The organism is Bradyrhizobium sp. Kon10 (genome assembly GCF_055807395.1).
In genome coordinates, this window is sequence record NZ_JBVVOZ010000001.1 from 459,051 (window position 1) to 478,444 (window position 19,394).

Annotated in this window: 18 protein-coding genes; 11 read left to right on the forward strand and 7 right to left on the reverse strand. The window is 65.2% G+C overall.

The genetic code is table 11. From position 1 onward, the window contains the following. Positions 1-112: 112 nt before the first annotated feature. Positions 113-532: a PaaI family thioesterase gene (locus AC0L2O_RS02235; protein ID WP_369725862.1), complete on the reverse strand. Its 420-nt coding sequence runs from the start codon at positions 530-532 to the stop codon at positions 113-115. Between the two features lie 52 nt (positions 533-584). Continuing rightward, positions 585-1,703 carry an A/G-specific adenine glycosylase gene (gene mutY / locus AC0L2O_RS02240; RefSeq protein ID WP_473368525.1) on the reverse strand — a complete coding sequence of 373 codons (1,119 nt, stop codon included), beginning with the start codon at positions 1,701-1,703 and terminating at the stop codon, positions 585-587. Positions 1,704-1,786: 83 nt separating this feature from the next. Here mutY and AC0L2O_RS02245 point away from each other — a divergent pair, with 83 nt between their 5' ends. From AC0L2O_RS02245 to AC0L2O_RS02295, 11 genes are all read left to right on the forward strand, one after another. Continuing rightward, on the forward strand, positions 1,787-2,071 hold the full coding sequence (locus tag AC0L2O_RS02245; RefSeq protein WP_369725863.1) for a type II toxin-antitoxin system RelE/ParE family toxin: 285 nt from the start codon (positions 1,787-1,789) through the stop codon (positions 2,069-2,071). After that, entirely contained in the window at positions 2,043-2,366 is a 324-nt protein-coding gene (locus tag AC0L2O_RS02250) for a HigA family addiction module antitoxin (protein WP_369725864.1), read from the forward strand. The genes AC0L2O_RS02245 and AC0L2O_RS02250 overlap by 29 nt, the downstream gene beginning before the upstream one ends. 2 nt (positions 2,367-2,368) lie before the next feature. Next, the gene (locus tag AC0L2O_RS02255; RefSeq protein ID WP_369725865.1) at positions 2,369-2,857 is read left to right on the forward strand and encodes a DUF721 domain-containing protein; all 489 of its coding nucleotides are present in this window, start codon (positions 2,369-2,371) and stop codon (positions 2,855-2,857) included. A gap of 134 nt (positions 2,858-2,991) precedes the next feature. Continuing rightward, complete coding sequence (locus tag AC0L2O_RS02260) at positions 2,992-3,648, forward strand: DsbA family protein (protein ID WP_369725866.1); 657 nt, start codon at positions 2,992-2,994, stop codon at positions 3,646-3,648. A 217-nt stretch (positions 3,649-3,865) separates the two neighbouring features. Next, a complete protein-coding gene (locus tag AC0L2O_RS02265) occupies positions 3,866-7,330 on the forward strand; it encodes a chromosome segregation SMC family protein (RefSeq protein ID WP_473368526.1) in 3,465 nt (1,154 codons plus the stop codon). 114 nt (positions 7,331-7,444) lie between these two features. Beyond that, positions 7,445-8,422 (forward strand): small ribosomal subunit Rsm22 family protein, encoded by a 978-nt coding sequence (locus AC0L2O_RS02270; protein ID WP_473368527.1) that lies wholly within the window; start codon positions 7,445-7,447, stop codon positions 8,420-8,422. Between the two features lie 134 nt (positions 8,423-8,556). Then, positions 8,557-9,117, forward strand: a complete 561-nt coding sequence (locus tag AC0L2O_RS02275; protein ID WP_369725869.1) for a LemA family protein — start codon at positions 8,557-8,559, stop codon at positions 9,115-9,117. Positions 9,118-9,254: 137 nt separating this feature from the next. Next, complete coding sequence (locus AC0L2O_RS02280) at positions 9,255-10,472, forward strand: M48 family metallopeptidase (RefSeq protein WP_473368528.1); 1,218 nt, start codon at positions 9,255-9,257, stop codon at positions 10,470-10,472. Between the two features lie 207 nt (positions 10,473-10,679). Beyond that, complete coding sequence (locus AC0L2O_RS02285) at positions 10,680-11,435, forward strand: P-loop NTPase family protein (protein WP_369725871.1); 756 nt, start codon at positions 10,680-10,682, stop codon at positions 11,433-11,435. 61 nt (positions 11,436-11,496) lie between these two features. Next, positions 11,497-12,165, forward strand: coding sequence for a hypothetical protein (locus AC0L2O_RS02290; protein ID WP_369725872.1), 669 nt, complete (start codon positions 11,497-11,499; stop codon positions 12,163-12,165). Positions 12,166-12,254: 89 nt separating this feature from the next. Beyond that, positions 12,255-12,587, forward strand: a complete 333-nt coding sequence (locus tag AC0L2O_RS02295; RefSeq protein ID WP_473368529.1) for a GIY-YIG nuclease family protein — start codon at positions 12,255-12,257, stop codon at positions 12,585-12,587. An 18-nt stretch (positions 12,588-12,605) separates the two neighbouring features. Here the strand turns inward: AC0L2O_RS02295 and AC0L2O_RS02300 are convergent, their stop codons facing one another. The 5 genes from AC0L2O_RS02300 to petA form a co-directional block, all read right to left on the reverse strand. Beyond that, positions 12,606-13,145 (reverse strand): adenine phosphoribosyltransferase, encoded by a 540-nt coding sequence (locus AC0L2O_RS02300; RefSeq protein WP_045005226.1) that lies wholly within the window; start codon positions 13,143-13,145, stop codon positions 12,606-12,608. 9 nt (positions 13,146-13,154) lie between these two features. Further along, complete coding sequence (locus tag AC0L2O_RS02305) at positions 13,155-15,320, reverse strand: anthranilate synthase component I (RefSeq protein WP_473368530.1); 2,166 nt, start codon at positions 15,318-15,320, stop codon at positions 13,155-13,157. A 465-nt stretch (positions 15,321-15,785) separates the two neighbouring features. Further along, the gene (locus AC0L2O_RS02310; RefSeq protein WP_409189949.1) at positions 15,786-16,460 is read right to left on the reverse strand and encodes a dienelactone hydrolase family protein; all 675 of its coding nucleotides are present in this window, start codon (positions 16,458-16,460) and stop codon (positions 15,786-15,788) included. A gap of 223 nt (positions 16,461-16,683) precedes the next feature. After that, positions 16,684-18,756 (reverse strand): cytochrome b/c1, encoded by a 2,073-nt coding sequence (gene fbcH, locus AC0L2O_RS02315; RefSeq protein WP_473368531.1) that lies wholly within the window; start codon positions 18,754-18,756, stop codon positions 16,684-16,686. A 62-nt stretch (positions 18,757-18,818) separates the two neighbouring features. Beyond that, positions 18,819-19,349, reverse strand: coding sequence for a ubiquinol-cytochrome c reductase iron-sulfur subunit (gene petA / locus AC0L2O_RS02320; RefSeq protein WP_409189951.1), 531 nt, complete (start codon positions 19,347-19,349; stop codon positions 18,819-18,821). Positions 19,350-19,394 lie beyond the last annotated feature (45 nt).

Genomic DNA, 19,394 nt, shown 5'->3' on the forward strand with positions numbered 1-19,394 from the left:
CGAATACATCTCTGGCAATTGAGCTCGCTGAACTGACCCCTCATCCGGCGCTTCGCGCCACCTTCTCCCACAAGGGGAGAAGGGAAGCGGAGCGCGTGGCAAAATCGGAAAGCTAGAGCACCACCCTCGCCGCTTCCAGCAGCCGCTCGCTGGCCGTCGCGGTTGCCAGCACCGTGCCGTCCGCGGCCATCAGCCTGGCCTCGACGAATGCAATCGTCTTGCCGAGCTGCGTCACCTTGGCCTCGGCGGTGATCGGCCCGGGCTTTGCGGGGGCCAGGAAATTGACCGTCATGCTGATGGTGGTGGTGTAGAGCCGGCCCTCGCTCATCACGAGCACGGCGGGGCCCATTGTGTCGTCGAGCATGGCCGAGAGCATGCCGCCCTGGATAAAGCCCGCCGGATTGCAGAACTCGGGCTTGCCTTCGAAAGCGAGCTTGATCCAACCATCTTCGGGACGGGCATCGAGCAGCCGCCATCCCAGCAGCTCGGCACAGGGCGGCCTTCGAAAATCGTCGAGCGCGGTCTTGATCATGCGAAGCTCCGTTTCGCCCCGCTGTTAACGCAGCTCTGCTGCCAGCATGGTGTCAGGAGGATGCGGCCGGCGCGAGGTCCAGCGCCTGCGCGATCACCTTGCGCATGACGTTGGGCAGTGCTTCGTCGGCAAGGGTCGCGATCGGCACCCAGCGCATCCCTGCCGGCGCGCGGGTGCGAGCCGCTGCCTTCGCCGTGTAGACCACGAGTTCCAGCGGGAAATGCGTGAAGACGTGGGTGACCACGCCGACCTTGCGCTGCCAGCGCGAGAGGCCCTTCAATTCAGGCGCCTGTTGTTTCGCCGCCGCATCGTCTTGTCCGGCCAGCCAGTCCGAGCCGGGCACCTCGGTCATGCCGCCGAGCAGGCCTTTTTCGGGACGGGATCGAACCAGCAATTCGTCACCACGCGTGACGACGAAGGCGGCGCCGCGCCGCAAGCTCCCGCTCTTCTTCGGCGCCTTGCGCGGAAAGCTCTCCTGCGTCCCTCGCGCGCGCGCCGTGCAACCCTCGTTGAGCGGACAGAGCGAGCAGGCCGGCTTCTTCGGCGTACAGATCGAGGCGCCCAGATCCATCAGCGCCTGCGCGCTGTCGCCGGCACGCGTATCGGCGAGCAGCGTCGCCGCCAGTTGCTGGATCACCGGCTTGGCCTGCGGCAATTCCTGTTCGACCGCGAACAGCCGCGACACCACCCGCTCGATATTGCCGTCGACCGGCATGGTGCGGCGATCGAACGCGATCGCCGCGATCGCGGCTGCGGTGTAAGGCCCGATCCCCGGCAGCGCGCGCAGGCCCTCCTCCGTGTCGGGAAAGACCCCGCCATGCTCGCGCGTCACCGCCACCGCGCAAGCATAGAGATGGCGAGCGCGGGAGTAATAGCCGAGCCCGGCCCACATCCGCAGCACCTCGTCCTGCGAGGCCCGGCCCAGCGCCGTGACGTCAGGCCAGCGCGCGACGAACTTTTCGAAATAGGGCCCGACCGCCTTCACCGTGGTCTGCTGGAGCATGATCTCGGATAGCCAGACGCGGTAGGGATCCGACGTCTCGCCGGGACCGGCTCGCCACGGCAATCGGCGGCGGTGGCGGTCGTACCAGGCGAGCAGCAATTCGGGGCTACCCGATAAGGTGCTCGCCGCTGGGCTACGTTCCCTCTTGAGCGTGGTCGTGGAAGGCATTTGCCTTTACTAAGGGAGGATTCGATCTGTGGCCAGCGTGTCCCCGTCGTTGCGCGCTATAACGCCTTACGTTATACACGCACATGATCCAGAGCTTTGCGAACGCCGAGACCGAGTTGATCTGGTCCGGACGGCGAAGCCGAAAATTGCCGCCCGACATTCAGAATGCCGCCTTGCGAAAACTGCGTTTGTTGAACCAGGCACGGGTTGTGGCTGACCTCAGGGTTCCTCCGGGCAATCGGCTCGAAGCGCTGAAGGCCGACCGCCAGGGCCAGTATTCGATCCGGATCAACGATCAGTGGCGCATCTGCTTTGTTTGGGACGACGGAGGACCGAGAGATGTCGAAATCGTCGATTACCACGGCTAGGAGCGGGCTGCTCCGCAATCCCCATCCGGGCGAAATCCTGCTGGAGGAGTTTTTGAAGCCGATGGAGCTCAGCCAGAACGCGCTGGCGCGCGCGGTTCGCGTGCCGCCACGGCGGATCAACGAGATCGTCCTGGGCAAGCGTGACATTACAGCTGACACGGACCTGCGGCTCGCCCGCTATTTTGGGCTGTCAGAGGGCTTTTTTCTGGGCCTCCAGATGGATTACGATCTGATGCAGCGGCGGCGCGAGATAGATCGCGACTTGAAGGCCATCCGGCCGCGCGCGGCCGCCTAGCTATGGCGCGCTTTTCCAAACCCGGCCCGATCAGCGCCAAGCCGCTGTCGCTGCTGCTCAACGACGTCTTTGCCGAGGCCTACGCCAAGCAGGGCTTTGCCGCGCGCGAGCTGGTGACGCGATGGGCGCAGATCGCCGGGCCGGAGATCGCCGCCCATGCCGAGCCCCTCAAGATGCAGTGGCCGCGGCCGGTCGAGGGCCAGCCGCAGGAGCCGGCGACGCTGGTGCTGCGGGTCGAGGGCCCGATGGCGCTGGAGATCCAGCACTCGGCCGATGTGATCCTGGAGCGGGTCAACCGCTTCTTCGGCTGGAGCGCGGTCGGCAAGCTCGCCTTTCGCCAGGCTCCCCTGTCGCGCACCCGGCGCCCAATGCGGCCGGGTCCGCCGGACCCCAAGGCTGTCGCCAAGGTGGCGGAAGAGCTCGGGGAGATCGAAGATGAACAATTGAAAACGGCGCTGGCCCGGCTCGGCGCCGCCATCAAGCGAAATTGAGCCTTATTCTGCGACCAATCTGGACCTGTCCTTGCGGCCCGCCATTGCCTCAAACCACGTTTCAAGCTAGCGACAGGCCGCCCGGAACCCTGCTACGAAGTTCGGGCGAGACCACGCCAATTCGGGAGCCGACCTTGATCATCACCCGCCGCGCCTTCACCACGATGCTGTCGCTGACCGGGCTTGCCGCGCTCGCCGGGCTCTCGCCGCTGCGGTTCATCTCGGAGGCGATGGCACAGAGCGCCGCGGATGTGGCCAAGCCAGTCTCGCTGCCCGACATGGCGCTGGGCCCGAAGGACGCCGCCGTCACCATCACCGAATACGCCTCGATGACCTGCCCGCATTGCGCGGCCTTCAACGAGCAGGTGTTCCCCAAGATCAAGTCGGAATACATCGACACCGGCAAGGTGCGTTATATCTTCCGCGAGTTCCCGCTCGACATCAAAGCGGCCGCCGGCTCGATGCTGTCGCGCTGCATCGCCAACGGCGACGCGCCAAAATATTTCGCCGTCACCGACATGCTGTTCCGCCAGCAGAGCGATTGGGTGGTGAAGAACACCACGGAGACACTGACGCGGATCGGTAAGCAGGCCGGCCTCACCCAGCAGCAGGTCGAAACCTGCCTGAAGGACCAGGCGCTGCTCGACAAGATCGCCGCCGACCAGAAATACGCGAGCGACGTGTTGAAGGTCGATTCCACGCCGACCTTCTTCATCAATGGCGAGAAGATCAAGGGCGAGGCCTCGTTCGAGGAATTCGCGAAAAAGATCAATCCGCTGCTGAAGAGCTGATCCGAAGATTCAACACCTGATTCGCGCATCCAAAGCCGTATCTTTCCCGTCATAAATCCCTTGGGAAAAGCGGCTTTCGCAGGTTGCCCTCACGGCGCACCACGGCCATTGTCCAGCCGCATGAGTAGCCTTGGGCGACTCACCAGACAGCGACATTACCTTCCATGGTATTGTCCCGGCAGGGAGATTCGCGCCCTGTCAACAGAGATGCGTGCTTATGAAAATCACCCGCCTGCGCCTACACGGATTCAAGTCCTTCGTTGAGCCCACGGACTTCGTCATCGAGCCCGGCCTGACCGGCGTGGTCGGACCCAATGGCTGCGGCAAGTCGAATCTGGTCGAGGCGCTGCGCTGGGCGATGGGCGAGACCTCGTACAAATCGCTGCGCGCCGCCGACATGGACGCGGTCATCTTCGCGGGCTCCGGCAACCGCCCGGCGCGCAACCACGCCGAAGTGACGATGACGATCGACAACGCCGATCGCACCGCGCCGGCGGCGATGAACGACAGCCAGCTTCTCGAAATCTCCCGCCGCATCGAGCGCGAGGCGGGTTCGGTCTATCGCATCAACGGCCGCGACGTGCGCGCCCGCGACGTGCAGATCCTGTTTGCGGACGCCGCCACCGGCGCGCGCTCGCCGGCCCTCGTTCACCAGGGCAAGATCGGCGAGATCATCCAGACCAAGCCCGAGCAGCGCCGCCGCGTGCTGGAAGACGCCGCCGGCGTCGCCGGCCTGCACGCCCGCCGCCACGAAGCCGAGCTGCGGCTGAAGGCGGCCGAAACCAACCTCACCCGCGTCGAGGACGTGATCGGCCAGCTCGCGGGCCAGATGGAAGGCCTCAAGAAGCAGGCCCGCCAGGCCGTGCGCTATCGCGAGGTCGCGTCCAAGGTCCGCAAGGCCGAAGCAACCCTGTTCCACCTGCGCTGGATCGGCGCCCATGCCGACGTGAACGAGTCCGGCCACACCCATGATCTCGCGGTCCGCGAGATGGCCGAGCGCACCCAGCACCAGGCCGAAGCCGCGCGCATCCAGGCGATCCGCGCTGCCGAAATGCCGGCATTGCGCGATGCCGAAGCCCGCGCCGCGGCGGGGCTTCAGCGCCTCACCAATGCTCGCGAACTGCTCGATCGCGAGGAGGAGCGCGCCAAGGAGCGCGTCGCCGAGCTCGAACGGCGCCTGGCGCAGTTCGAGGGCGACATCGCCCGGGCCCAACAGCAGACCATGGATGCCGACGTCGCGCTCGAGCGGCTCGACGCTGAGGACGCGGAACTCAAGGAAGAGATCAAGTCGCGTGTCGAGAAGCGCTCCGGCGTCGACGAGCGCGTGGCCGAAGCCGAGGCAACGCTGACCGAGGCCGAAGGGCAGTTCTCCGAGCTCACCACCGCGCTCGCCGACCTCACGGCCAAGCGCAACCAGCTCGAGGCCAATGTTCGCACCCACCGCGACAAGCTCGCCCGGCTCGACCAGGAGATCGCCAATGTCGCCGCGGAAGAGCAGAAGCTCGCGGACGAGACCGGCGGATTCGGCGATCTCGACGAGCTGACTGCCGCAGTCGAGAACGCCGGGCAGACGCTGGCGGCTTCGGAAGCCGCAGCCCAGGCGAGCGAAGCGGCCCACGTCGCCGCGCGCCAGACGCTGGAATCCTCGCGCTCGCCGCTAAACGAGGCCGACAAGCGCGTGCAGCGGCTCGAGACCGAAGCGCGAACGATCGCCAAGATCGTCAATGGCGAGACCAAGAATCTGTGGCCGCCGATCATCGACGGCATCACCGTCGACAAGGGTTTTGAAAAGGCGATCGGCGCAGCGCTTGGCGACGATCTCGACGCGCCCGTGGATCCGTCGGCGCCGATGCGCTGGACCAATGCCGGCGTGACCGATGGCGATCCGGCGCTGCCCGATGGCGTCGTGCCGCTTGCCGATCATGTGCAGGCGCCGGCCGAGCTGGCGCGCCGCCTGGCGCAGATCGGCGTGGTGCCGCGCGAGCGCGGCGCCGAGCTGGTCTCGCAGCTCAAGACCGGCCAGCGGCTGGTTTCGCCCGAAGGCGACGTCTGGCGCTGGGACGGCTTTGTCGCAGCAGCTCACGCCCCGACCGGTGCCGCGCGCCGGCTTGCCGAGCGCGCGCGCCTCGTCGACCTCGAGAACGAGCTGGAGCAGGCCCGCATCGACGCGCAGATCCAGCGCCAGGCGCTGGAGAATGCCGAAGCCGAATTGCAGATGGCGGCCAGCACCGAGGGCGCATCGCGCGAAGCCTGGCGCGCCGCGCAGCGCGAGCTCAACGCCGCACGTGAGCGCCATGCCACCGCCGAACGCGAGATCAACCGTCACGCCGCGCGCAAATCGGCGCTGATCGAAGCGCATAGCCGCCTCGCCGCCGACCGCGCCGAGGCCGAGGCCGCGCATGAATACGCTGCCGCTGCGATCTCCGAGCTGCCGCCCAGCGAAGACGCCGAAATCCGTCTCGCCGCGGTCCGCAGCGACATCGAGGGACATCGCCGCATGGCGGCCCAGGTCCGCGCCGAGGCGCAGGCGCTGGCACGCGAGGCCGAACTTGCCGACCGCCGCGTGCAGGCGATCCTCGCCGAGCGCACCGAGTGGCAGAACCGCAAGGGCAGCGCGGCCTCCCACATCGACACCATCCAGGCCCGCATCACCGAAGTCTCGATCGAACGCAGCGATCTCGAGAACGCGCCCGCCGTCTTCGCCGAGAAGCGCAGCGCACTGATCACCGAGATCGAATATGCCGAGAACGACCGCCGCGTCGCTGCCGACGCGCTCGCCGCCGCCGAAACCGCGATGGCTGAGACCGATCGCGCGGCCAAGCTGACGCTCGAAGCGCTGTCGAGCTCCCGCGAGGCCACCGCGCGTGCCGAAGAGCGCATGGAAGGCGCGCGGCGCCGGCTCGAGGACATCGAGCGCGAGATCCGCGACATGCTCGAAGTCGAGCCGCAGGCCGTTGCCGGCCTCGCCGAGATCGAGCCCGGCGCGGAGCTGCCGCCGCTCGGCGAGACCGAGGAGGAGCTGGAAAAACTGCGCCGCGACCGCGAGCGCCTCGGCGCCGTCAATTTGCGCGCCGAGGAAGAGCTGCGCGAGGTCGAGACCCAGCACACCAGCCTCACCACCGAGCGGGACGACCTCGTCGAAGCCATCAAGCGGCTGCGCCAGGGCATCCAGAGCCTGAACAAGGAAGCCCGCGAGCGGCTCCTGACCTCGTTCGAGGTGGTCAACAACCACTTCAAGCGGCTGTTCGTCGAGCTGTTCGGCGGCGGCGAGGCGGCGCTGCATCTGATCGAGAGCGACGACCCGCTCGAAGCCGGCCTCGAGATCATCGCCAAGCCGCCTGGCAAAAAGCCGCAGACCCTGTCGCTGCTCTCGGGCGGCGAGCAGGCGCTGACCGCGATGGCGCTGATCTTTGCGGTGTTCCTCACCAATCCGTCGCCGATCTGCGTGCTGGACGAAGTCGACGCGCCGCTCGACGATCACAACGTCGAACGCTACTGCAACCTGCTGCACGAGATGACCGCCTCGACCGACACCCGCTTCATCATCATCACGCACAACCCGATCACGATGGCGCGCATGAACCGGCTGTTCGGCGTCACCATGGCCGAGCGCGGCGTTTCTCAGCTGGTGTCGGTGAACCTGCAAGAGGCCGTGGACATTCTCGACCAGAACGTGGCTTGAGAAGATTGACCGTCATTCCGGGGCGATGCGCGGCATCGAGCCCGGAATCTCGCGCGACGATCTCTAGATCCCGGCTTCGCGACTTCGTCGCGCCCCGGGATGAAGGCGGTGAACATGATCTCGCCCACGCTTCCCGCTGAGCTAAAGGCAGCCCTCGACGCGAAGCTCCAGGGCTTCTCGCGCACCGACGCGGCGCAGCGATCGCAGAAGATCTCGACCACCTATCGCGCCGGCGGCGGCTCCGGCACGATCAAATCCGAGGCCGATGCGCTCGCCTATGCGCTGGCGCGGATGCCGGCCACTTACGCTGCCGTCGCCGCAAGCCTGAGCGCACTGACCGCGACCGCGCCGGAGTTCGCCCCGGAAACTCTGCTCGACGTCGGCGCGGGCCCGGGCACCGCAAGCTGGGCCGCGGCGGAGGCTTTTTCGTCATTGCAAGATTTTACGCTGCTCGACGCCAACGCGACCCTGAGCCGGCTTGCGCTCGAGCTGGCACACGACAGCTCGCGCCTCGCGGATTGCCGCTATTTGCCGGGCGACGCCGCCACCAACCTCGCCGAGGTCGCTCAAGCCGATCTCGTCTTCGCGAACTATGTCATCGGCGAGCTCGGCGAGAGCGATCAGCGCAAGCTCGCCGAAATGATGTGGGCCAAAGCGCGCCATGCGCTGGTCGTGATCGAGCCCGGCACGCCTGCCGGTTGTTCACGCATCCTCGCACTGCGCCAGCAGCTGATCGCGGCTGGCGCCTATGTCGCCGCGCCCTGCCCGCATGAAAAGCCCTGCCCTCTCATCGCGCCCGATTGGTGCCATTTCAACCAGCGCCTGCCGCGCTCGCAGGCGCACCGCCAGATCAAAGGCGCCGACGTGCCGTTCGAGGACGAACGCTTCATCTACGTCGCATTGACCCGCACGCCGCCCGCAACACGCGCCGCCCGCGTGCTGGCGCCGCCGGACATCGGCAAGGCCGAGATCACGGCCAAGCTTTGCACCGAGGACGGCGTCGAACTCGCGAAGGTGCCGCGCCGCGACAAGCCCGCCTATGCGCATGCACGGCGCTGGCGCTGGGGTGATGCCGCCACGGCCGAAAGTTAACCTCGTTAGCCGCTTTTGCCTTGAACTCGGATGGTTCCCCGTTCGACCAAGTCTTACCTTTCCTCTGCGCCGGGCTCTCCCCCGGCCCCGTTTTGGTCTACGCTGCCCGCCTCAATCCCCTTCAGGAGTTCTCCATGTCGACCGGCTGGATCGTTCTCGGCGTTATCGTCGTCCTCGTGCTGTTCGCCTTCGGCGCCTACAACCGGCTGGTGGCGCTGAGCCAGCGCGTCGGCCAGGCCTTTGCCGATATCGACGTGCAGCTCAAGCAGCGTCACGATCTGGTCCCGAACCTGGTCGAGACGGTGAAGGGCTATGCCTCGCACGAGCGCGGCACGCTCGACGACGTCATCAAGGCGCGCAATTCGGCGATGTCGGCGCAGGGGCCGACGCAGGTGTCCGCGGCGGAGAACCAGCTCTCCGGCGCGCTCGGCCGGCTGATCGCGCTGTCGGAGGCTTATCCGGACCTCAAGGCCAACGCCAACTTCCAGCAGCTCGCCAGCGAGCTCTCCGATCTCGAGAACAAGATCGCGGCGAGCCGCCGCTTCTTCAACAGCGCGGTCCAGGAATACAACACCGGCATCCAGCAGATGCCCGCCGCGTTGTTCGCCGGCATGTTCGGCTTCACCAGGAAGGATTTCTTCGATCTCGGCGCGACCCGCACCGAAGTCGAAGCGGCGCCCCAGGTGAAGTTCTGATTCAGCTCACCAAACGGTGTCATTCCGGGGCGATGCGCAGCATCGAACCCGGAATCTCTTCGAGATCACCAATCTCTGGATTCCGGGTTCAGGCCTGCGGCCTGCCCCGGAATGACGGTGGTTAGACGGAAGCAGTCATGGCAGCGTACGGTCTCTACACGCACATCGCATCGAACAAGTTTCGTTCGATGCTGCTGCTGGCCGGCCTGTTCGCGCTGGTCTATGTACTGGTCTATGCCGGCGCGCTGGTCGCCGAAGTCGTCATCAACGGCAACGAGACCGCCGCCTTTTATCTGAGCCGTGCCTTCGCTGACCTGCTCAAGGCGGCGCCCTTTGCGACGGTCGCGGCGATCGCCTGGATCGTGATCGCCTATTTCTTCCACCAGTCGATGATCGACGCGGTGACCGGCGGCCATGACGTCACCCGGCAGGAGCAGCCGCGGCTCTACAATCTGCTCGAAAACCTCTGCATCTCGCGCGGCATCACCATGCCGAAGCTGAAGATCATGGAGAGCCCGGCGCTGAACGCGTTCGCGACCGGTCTCAACCCGCGGCAATATGCCGTTACCGTCACCACGGGGCTGCTGAAGGCGCTGAATGACCAGGAGATCGAGGCGGTGCTGGGTCACGAGCTGACCCACATCAAGAACGGCGACGTGCAGCTGATGGTGGTGGCCGTCATCATCGCCGGCGTGGTCGGCTTCTTCGGCGAATTGTTCTTCCGCCTGTTCACGAATCTGAGCTGGAGTTCCGGCGGCTCGTGGTCGTCCGGCTCCTCCTCGTCATCGCGTTCGTCCTCGTCCTCGAGCGACAGCAAGAGCTCCGGCGGCGGCGCAATCGTCGTCATCATCATCGCAGTCGTGCTGATCGTGGTGGCCTGGCTGGTGTCGCAGGTGGTCAAGCTCGCGCTGTCGCGCTCGCGTGAATATCTGGCGGATGCGGGTTCGGTCGAGCTGACCAAGAACCCCGACGCCATGATCTCGGCACTGCGCAAGATCGAGAACCGCGGCGAACTGCCGGGCGCGACTTCGGCGGTGATGGAGCTTTGCCTGGACAATCCGCGCGAGGGCTTTGCCGATCTGTTCGCGACCCACCCGTCGGTGCAGTCGAGAGTCGACGCGCTGGTCAAGTTTGCCGGCGGCCATGATCCCGGCCCGCTGCCGCCGCCCAGCGACGAAACGGAAGAGCCCGAAGCACAGACCGGCCAGCAGAATGCCCCGCCGCCGCTGCCGCACGGTCCGTGGAACGACGCAGGCAGTCAGACCAGTCCGCCTCCCGTGCCTGCACCAAGCCCCTCCGGAACCACGCCCGGCAATCCGTTAGGCAACCCCATAGGTCCTTGGGGCCGCCATTGAACGCGTGATTTGCAGCAAGTTGCGGCGTATTTCCCGGCGCTTGGGAAAAACCACGGGAATTGCCGCAAGCGTGGCCTGCGGAATTGAATTCTCCCTTGTTTCTGCCATGTTCGCGCCCAACAGCAGACTTGGGACCTTCTTGGGACATCGATTTGGGGCCCGGCCGATTGCGACCTCGCGATCGGGGGCGCGCGTTAGGGGACAGCAATGGCAAAGCCGGCAGTGGTTGTGGTGGGCGCGGACAAGGGCGGGGTCGGCAAGACCACGGTGTCGCGCACCTTGCTCGATTATTTTTCCGCCAACAACGTGCCGACGCGCGCCTTCGACACGGAGTCGCCGCGCGGAACGCTGAAGCGCTTCCATCCCGATATCACCGAGATCGTCGACATGACGACGACGTCGGATCAGATGAAGATCTTCGATACGCTCAACGCGACAAGCCCGTCGGTCACAGTGATCGACGTCCGCGCCGGCCTGCTCTCGCCTGCGCTCGCCTCGTTGCGCGACATCGGCTTTCTCGATGCCGCCAAGGCCGGTCAGATCACCTTCGCGGTGTTCCACATCCTGGGCCCCTCGATCGCCTCGCTTGACGAAATCGCCGAGACCGCGAATTTCATGTCCGGCGCAAAATATTTCCTGGTCAAGAACTTCATCAACGACACCCAGTTCTTCCAGTGGGATCAGGCGACCTATAATTCCTACTTCCACCGCATCAAGGACGCGACCGAGCTGACCATCCCCAAGCTCAACGAAATGGCCTATGAGCAGGTCGAAGTCTCCTCCGTTCCGTTCCTGAAATTCGTCGCCAACAAGGGCATCAACGACGAGGCCGCGAACTATTCCTTCGTGCTGCGCGGGTATGTCCGGCACTGGCTCGCGAACGTCTGGAGCGAGTTCGACCGGATCCGGCTGACCGACATCGTCGGCTCGACCAAGGCTGGGGCCCGCAGCAGCGAAAAATAGTTGCGAGCGACGTGCGGATACGGCTGGATTGGGGCGGTGAGTTCGCTCAGATAAGCTCAAGATGTCCGCAACGCCCCTCTACATCATCTGCTCGCCCCGCCCGCAGGTCGGCAAGACGCTGCTGGCGCGGCTCTTGAGCGAATTCCTGCTGCTCAAGAACGGCAATGTCGCGGCCTTCGACGTCAATCTGAAGGAGCCGTCGCTGCTCGACTATCTGCCGAAGATCACCGAAACGGCCGATGTGATCGACACGTTCGGCAAGATGCAGCTGATGGACCGCGTCATCGTCGATGATGGGATTGCCAAGGTGATCGACCTCGGCTTCCACGCCTTCGACGAGTTCTTCAAGATGACCGACGAGATCGGGCTGCTGAAAGAGGCGGCGCGCCGGCATGTCGCGCCGATGATCCTGTTCGTCGCCGATACCGACCGCGTCTCCGCCCGCGCCCATGAGATGCTGCGCGGGCAGATCCCGCGGATGAACCTGATCATTGTGGACAATGAATTCATCATCCGCGGCGAGTTGCCGCCTGCCATGGCCGACGGCCGCCTGCTGCGCCTGCCGGCGCTGCCCGGGTTCCTGAAGACCTATATTGACCGGCTGACCTTCTCCTTCACCGGCTATCTGCGCCAGGAGAAGGACTCCTCGACCGAGCTGCATCAGTGGGTCCGCCGGAATTACCTTTCGTTCCGGGAGCTCGAGCTCAGTCTGATCCTGCAGCGCTCATAGCGCTTTATTTACCCGGGTAATATTGACGGAGAGCAGGATCGCGCCTACTGAGGAGCCCATCGGCATCCCCTCAACAAGGCCCCACGCCCGTGAGCACTGACCGGAAAGCAGCCATCGCCGCCTACAAGGAACGCAAGACCATCGCGGGCATCTTCGCCGTTCGCTGCGCGGCCTCGGGCGAGGCCTGGGTCGGTCAGGCTCCTAACCTCGAAACTATCCAGAACCGTATCTGGTTCTCGCTGCGCCAAGGCAGCCACACCTGCCGCAGCCTCCAGGCCGCGTGGAACACGCATGGCGAGGCGGGCCTGACGTTTGGCGAGTGCGAGCGTCTGGAGAACGAGGAAGCGGACTACGTCCGCAATGCGCTCCTGAAGGAGCGCTGGCTGCATTGGCGGTCCGCGCTGAAAGCCGAGGCGATCTGAGATCGCCGCAGCCACCGCTCAATGCCCTTCGAACGTCATCAGCGTGCGCACCGGCACGTCCATGGCGCGCAGCTTGGCGGCGCCACCGAGCTCGGGAAGGTCGATGATGAAGCAGGCGGCGACGACATTGGCGCCGATCTGGCGCAGCAGCTTCACCGCGCCTTCCGCGGTGCCGCCGGTGGCGATGAGATCGTCGACCAGGATGACACGCTCGCCGGGCTGGATCGCGTCGACATGCATCTCCATCTCGTCGATGCCGTATTCCAGCGAATAGGCGATGCGCACGGTGGTGTGCGGCAGCTTGCCCTTTTTCCGGATCGGCACGAATCCGGCGGAGACCTGATGCGCCACCGCGCCGCCGATGATGAACCCGCGCGCCTCCATGCCGGCAACCTTGTCGATCTTGTTGCCGGCCCAGGGATTGACCAGCTCATCGACCGCGCGGCGGAAGGCGCGCGCGTCGGCGAGCAGCGTGGTGATGTCGCGGAACATGATCCCCGGTTTGGGATAGTCGGGGATGGTGCGGACGCTCGCCTTCAGATCGTGATCAAAATTCATCGGTGTCTCTCAATTGGCCGGCGCTTCCAGCCGGAACGCATTCTCAACGATACGCAGACCCACGTCGTTGCCAAGCGACATCAGCGATTCCGGATGGAATTGCACGCCGGCGACCGGCAGCGTCTTGTGCTCGAGTGCCATTGCAACACCGTCCTCGGTGCTTGCGGTGACGGACAAAACCTCCGGCATGCTATCGCGTTCGACATAGAGCGAGTGATACCGGCCGATCACGATCTCGTTCGGCAGATTGCGCATCAGGCGCCCGCCGCGGACCTGAACCCGCGACGGACGACCGTGCGCGGGATGCGTGAGCTGGCCGAGCTCGCCGCCAAAATATTCGCCAATTGCCTGCACGCCAAGGCAGACGCCGAACACCGGCAGTTTGTCCGCCAGCGCGGCGCCGATGGTCGTCTTGATCCCGAAATCCTCAGGCCGCCCGGGTCCCGGCGACAGCACCAGCAAATCCCACCTCTTCTGCTTCAGCATGTCGAGCGCATGCACATAGCGGACCACGGTGACGCTGGCGCCGACCTGGCGGAAATAGTCAGCGAGCATGTGGACGAAACTGTCGTCATGATCGATCAGCAGCACCCGCTTGCCCGATCCCGTGGCATCAGGCGCAAAGGCCGACAGCGGCTTCGGCGGGTCACCGCGCAGCGCCTGGAACAGGGCCGCGGCCTTGACCTGGCATTCGCGGTCTTCCGCGGCGGGATCGGAATCGAACAGGCAGGTGGCACCGACGCGCACCTCGGCGAGGCCATCCTTCATGCGGATGGTGCGGATGGTGAGGCCGGTGTTGATGCTGCCGTCGAAATTCACCGCGCCGATCGCGCCGGCATACCAGCGCCGGGGCGAGCGTTCGTGATCCTCGACGAACTGCATCGCCCAGAGCTTTGGCGCGCCGGTGACCGTGACGGCCCAGGCATGGGTCAGGAACGCATCGAGCGCGTCGAAGCCCGGGCGCAGCATGCCCTCGACGTGATCGACGGTGTGGAACAGCTTCGAGTAGGTCTCGATCTGGCGTCGCGCCAAAACCTTGATCGTGCCGGGGACGCAGACGCGCGCCTTGTCGTTGCGATCGACGTCGGTGCACATGTTGAGCTCGAACTCGTCCTTTTCCGAGTTCAGGAGCTGGCGGATCTGCTCGGCGTCGCCGATCGCATCACTGCCGCGCGCGATCGTGCCGGAGATCGGACAGGTCTCGACCCGGCGCCCGTCGGAGCGCACGAACATTTCGGGCGAGGCCGACACCAGGAACTCGCCGTCACCGAGATTCATCAGCGCGCCATAAGGCGACGGGTTGATGACGCAGAGCCGCTGGAACACTTCAGCCGGCGAGCGGTCGCAGGGTTCGGCGAAGAGCTGACCGGGCACGGCTTCGAACAGATCGCCGCGGGCAAAGGCTGCGCGCGCGGTCTCGACTGTCGCCTGGTACTCGCCGGGGGCGTGATCGGCAAAGCCCTGGCGCGGCGTCTTCTGATACGGGCTGTCGGCTGTCTCGCGTGGCAGGCCTTCCGTCGACTTGCCCTTCCAGGCGAAGTCGTAGGCCAGCATCACGCCGCGGCCGGTGGCGCGGTCATAAGCGAGCAGGCGATCGGGCACGTAGAGCACGATGTCGCGCTGGTCTTTTTCGCGCGGCCGCTTCTGCACGATGTCCTCGATCTGGAACACGAGGTCATAGGCGAAGGCGCCGAACAGGCCGAGCAGCCCGTCGTCGTTGGCGGAGAAGGCGGCAACGAGATCGCGCACCAGCGACATCACGCTGGCCCGGCGCGTGCGCTGGTCCTCCTCGACCGGAGCGTCGCCGCGGATGATGTGGCCGGCAAGGTGCGATGGCGTCTTCTCGGAGATCACCACGCAGGGCTCGCGCAGCACGTCGCCGAGAAAGGCAACCAGGACCTGCCCGCGCTCGTTGAGCGCTTCCAGCTTGAAGTTGACGCCGACGGTCTCGAGCTTGAGTGGCGGATCGGAGAAGCCGAGATCAAAGCTCTCGTAGCGGCCGGGCACGGTCGTTCCCGACGACAGCACCACGCCATGGCGGCGGTCGAGCAGGTTGATGAGATCGTCCAGCCGGTTGGCGCCGCCGGTAAACTGCTCCGCGGCGCGCGTGATCGCAAGGCCCGCGCGGGTCACATAGTCGGATCTGGCCGGGAGGGTGAAGACGGTCCTGTTCATGTGGTCCTCTTACGAAACTTGTCGAGGGAACGCCACACAGGACAAACGATCAGGCCGCCGCACTGCGTGGGCGACCTTCGACGATTTTGAGAAAAGAAATCGCACCGGCCACCTCTTAGGAGGTGCGCCACCAAAGACGGGATGGGCTGGCCACGGTGCTCATGGCCGGATACTCACCATGGCGCGAAGGCGGCGTCAAGGTGTCGCCTCCGGTAGCCCGCATGGAGCGCAGCGCAATCCAGGTCCGGTACCATGATGAGACAGCCCCGGATTACGCTGCGCTCCATCCGGGGTACAAGTCAAAGGCCACACCGCTTCCAAAGGGCTGCCATCTCGGCATCGCTGGCAAACTCGCCGCGCTCAGCTTGATCGAGACCCTCGCGAACGACCGCTCTGTGCTCCTCCGGGATCACGAAGACCTCGCGGTCTCGGGGCCTCTCGTCTTCGGATCGATCCGGCACAGTCTCACCCCAGATGCTTCCTAAAAAACTCCGTCGCCCGTCCCCAGGCGAGTTCGGCGGCTTCGCGGTCGTGCACGGCCTGGCGCTGCTCGTTGACGAAGGCGTGCTCGGCGTCATAGCGGAACAGCTCCAGCGACTTGCCGGCGGCCTTCATCGCGTTCTCGAAACCGCTGACCAGCTCCGGTGTGCACCAATCGTCCTTGTTGGCGAAGTGCGCCTGCAAGGGAATCTTGACGTCGGCGGGCTTGGCCGCCTGCTCCGGCGGGATGCCGTAGAACACGACGCCGGCCGCAAGCTCGGGGATTTTGGTCGCGCCGATGATGGTCACGGCGCCGCCAAGGCAGAAGCCGGTCAGACCCACTTTGGCGCCGTTGCGCGACAGATATTGCGTGGCGCCGCGCACGGTCTGCGTGGTGGCGTCCATGAAGTCGAGCGAGTTCATCTCTTTGCCGGCCGCGTCGGTGTCGTGATAGGGCACGACCTTGCCCTTGTAGAGATCGGGCGCCAGCGCATCGAAGCCGGCCAGCGCGAAACGATCGCATAGGCCCTTGATCTGGTCCGACAGCCCCCACCATTCCTGGATCACGACCACGCCCGGCGCGTTGCCGCGCGCGGCATTGGCGAGATAGCCCGAGGCGTCCTTACCGTCCGGGCGCTTGAAGCTGATTGCGGTTCCCATGGGTGTCCTCCGACGAGTTTCTGGGGAATGGTTGGCGGCATTTTGGCCGCTGCGGGCGCGTAGCGCAATCCACACTCACGTCATTCCGGGGCGCACGCAGTGCGAACCCGGAATCTCGAGATTCCGGGCTCGACGCTGACGCATCGCCCCGGAATGACGGAGGGGCGAGCAACAAAAAAGCCCCCTTGCGGGGGCCTCTTCATTCTCGTCTCGCGTACGCCGCTCAGTGCGAGTCGGCCCAGACTTTCTTCTTGGTGAAGTACATCAGGCCGGCGAAGATGATCAGGAAGATGAAGACCTGGAAGCCGAGGCGCTTGCGCGCCTCCATGTGCGGCTCCGCGGTCCACATCAGGAACGTGGTGACGTCCTTGGCGTATTGCGCCACCGTCGCCGGCGGGCCGTCGTCATAGGTCACCTGGCCGTCGCTGAGCGGCTTCGGCATCTTGATGGCATGACCCGGGAAGTACTTGTTGTAGTAGGAGCCCTCCGGGATCGTCACGCCTTCCGGCACCTTGTCCTCAAAACCCTGGAGTACGGCCGCGACATAGTCCGGGCCCTGCTCCTGGTACTGGGTGAAGAAGTCAACGAGGAACAACGGGAAACCGCGGCCGTAGGAACGCGCCTTGGTGATCAGCGACAAGTCCGGCGGAGCCGCACCACCGTTGGCCGCGCGCGCCGCCTGCTCGTTCGGGAAGGGCGAGGGGAAGTAGTCGGCCGGCCGGCCCGGGCGCTCGAACATCTCACCCTGGTCGTTCGGACCGTCCTTGACCTTGTAGTCGGAGGCGAAGGCGGCCACCTGCGCCGTCGAATAGCCGGGACCGCCGGGATCGCCGAGATTGCGGAAGGCGATGTAGGACAGGCTGTGGCAGTTCGAGCAGACCTCCTTGTAGACCTTCAGACCGCGCTGGAGCGCACCGCGGTCATACTTGCCGAAAGGGCCCGCGAACGACCAGCTGTTGCCGGGCGGCCTGGTGCCGCCTTCCTCGGCGCGGGCGCTGTCGCTCCAGCCGGCGAGCAAGGAGCCGGCAAGCGCAAGAGCAATCACGGTCGACACCATCGGGGTCGACTTGCTGCCGGTCTTGGCCAGAACCGCCTCTGCGATCGAGTTCGGCACCGGCCGCGGCTTCTCGATGCGCGAGAGCAGCGGCAGCACGATCAGGAAGTAGGCGAAATAGCACACAGTCAGGACGCGGCCGGCGATCACGTAGATGCCTTCCGGCGGCTGCGCGCCGAGATAGCCGAGCAGGATGCAGACCGCGACGAAGATCCAGAAGAACTGCTTGGCCAGCGGCCGGTATTTCGACGACCTGGTCTTGGCGGCATCGAGCCAGGGCAGGAAGCAGAGGATGATGATCGCCGAGAACATCCCGATCACGCCCGCGAGCTTGTTCGGGATCGAGCGCAGGATCGCGTAGAACGGCAGATAGTACCATTCCGGCACGATGTGCGGCGGCGTCACGCCGGGGTTGGCCGGAATGTAGTTGTCGGCGTCGCCGAGATAGTTCGGCATGTAGAAGATGAACCAGGCGTAGAGCAGCAGGAAGCAGGCGACGCCGAAACCGTCCTTGATGGTCGCGTGCGGCGTGAACGGCACCGTGTCCTTTTCCGTCTTCGGCTCGACGCCGTCCGGATTGTTCTGGCCGGCGACATGCAGCGCCCAGACGTGGAGCACGACCACGCCCGCGATCAGGAACGGCAGCAGATAGTGCAGCGAGAAGAACCGGTTCAGCGTCGGATTGCCGACCGAATAGCCGCCCCACAACAGCGTCACGATGCTCTCGCCGACATAGGGAATGGCGGAGAACAGGTTGGTGATGACGGTGGCGCCCCAGAAGCTCATCTGGCCCCACGGCAGCACGTAACCCATGAAGCCGGTCGCCATCATCAGCAGGTAGATGATCACGCCGAGGATCCACAGCACCTCGCGCGGCTCCTTGTAGGAGCCGTAATAGAGGCCGCGCAGCATGTGAACGTAGACGGCGACAAAGAACATCGATGCGCCGACCGCGTGCATGTTGCGCAGCAGCCAGCCGAAATTGACGTCACGAACCAGCAGCTCGACCGACTTGAAGGCGAGATCGGCATGCGGCGTGTAGTGCATCGCCAGGATCACGCCGGTCAGGATCTGGATCCCGAGCATGAAGGAGAGAATGGCGCCGAACGTCCACCAATAGTTCAAATTGCGCGGGGTGGGATAGACGACGAAGGAAGAGTGGATCAGACCCATGATCGGCAGACGTCGCTCGATCCATTGCAGGGCCGGATTGCTCGGCTGGTAGTCGGATGGTCCGCTCATGATGCGATCCTGAGGAAATAATACGACATGACGGTTCGAGGCTGCGGACGCGGGTCCGCAGCTCAGCCGATCTGGATTTTGGTGTCGGAAACGAACTGGTAGGGCGGCACCGCGAGGTTCGCGGGCGCGGGCCCCTGGCGGATGCGGCCGGACGAGTCGTACTGCGAACCATGGCAGGGGCAGAAGAACCCGTCGTAATTGCCTTCATGGGCGATCGGGATGCAGCCCAGATGGGTGCAGATGCCGATCACGACCAGCCACTGGTCATGGCCGGACTTGACCCGGGCCTCGTCGCTCTGCGGATCCGGCAGGCTCGCCACGTTGATGGCGCGCGCCTCGTCGATCTGCTTCTTGGTGCGGTGGCTGATGTAGATCGGCTTGCCGCGCCAGAACACCTTGATGTCCTGCCCCTCGGCGACCGGGCTGAGATCGACCTCGATCGGCGCACCGGCGGCGATGGTCGAGGCGTCCGGATTCATTTGGGAGATGAAGGGCCAAAGTGCGGCCGCGCCCCCTACTGCTGCGGCAGCTCCCGTTGCAACGAATAAGAAATCACGGCGTGTCGGATGGTCCGCCGAAGACGCTGTCGTCACGATTCCAACCCTTTCTTCTTAGCTGCCGGTGGAACCGCTCCAGGG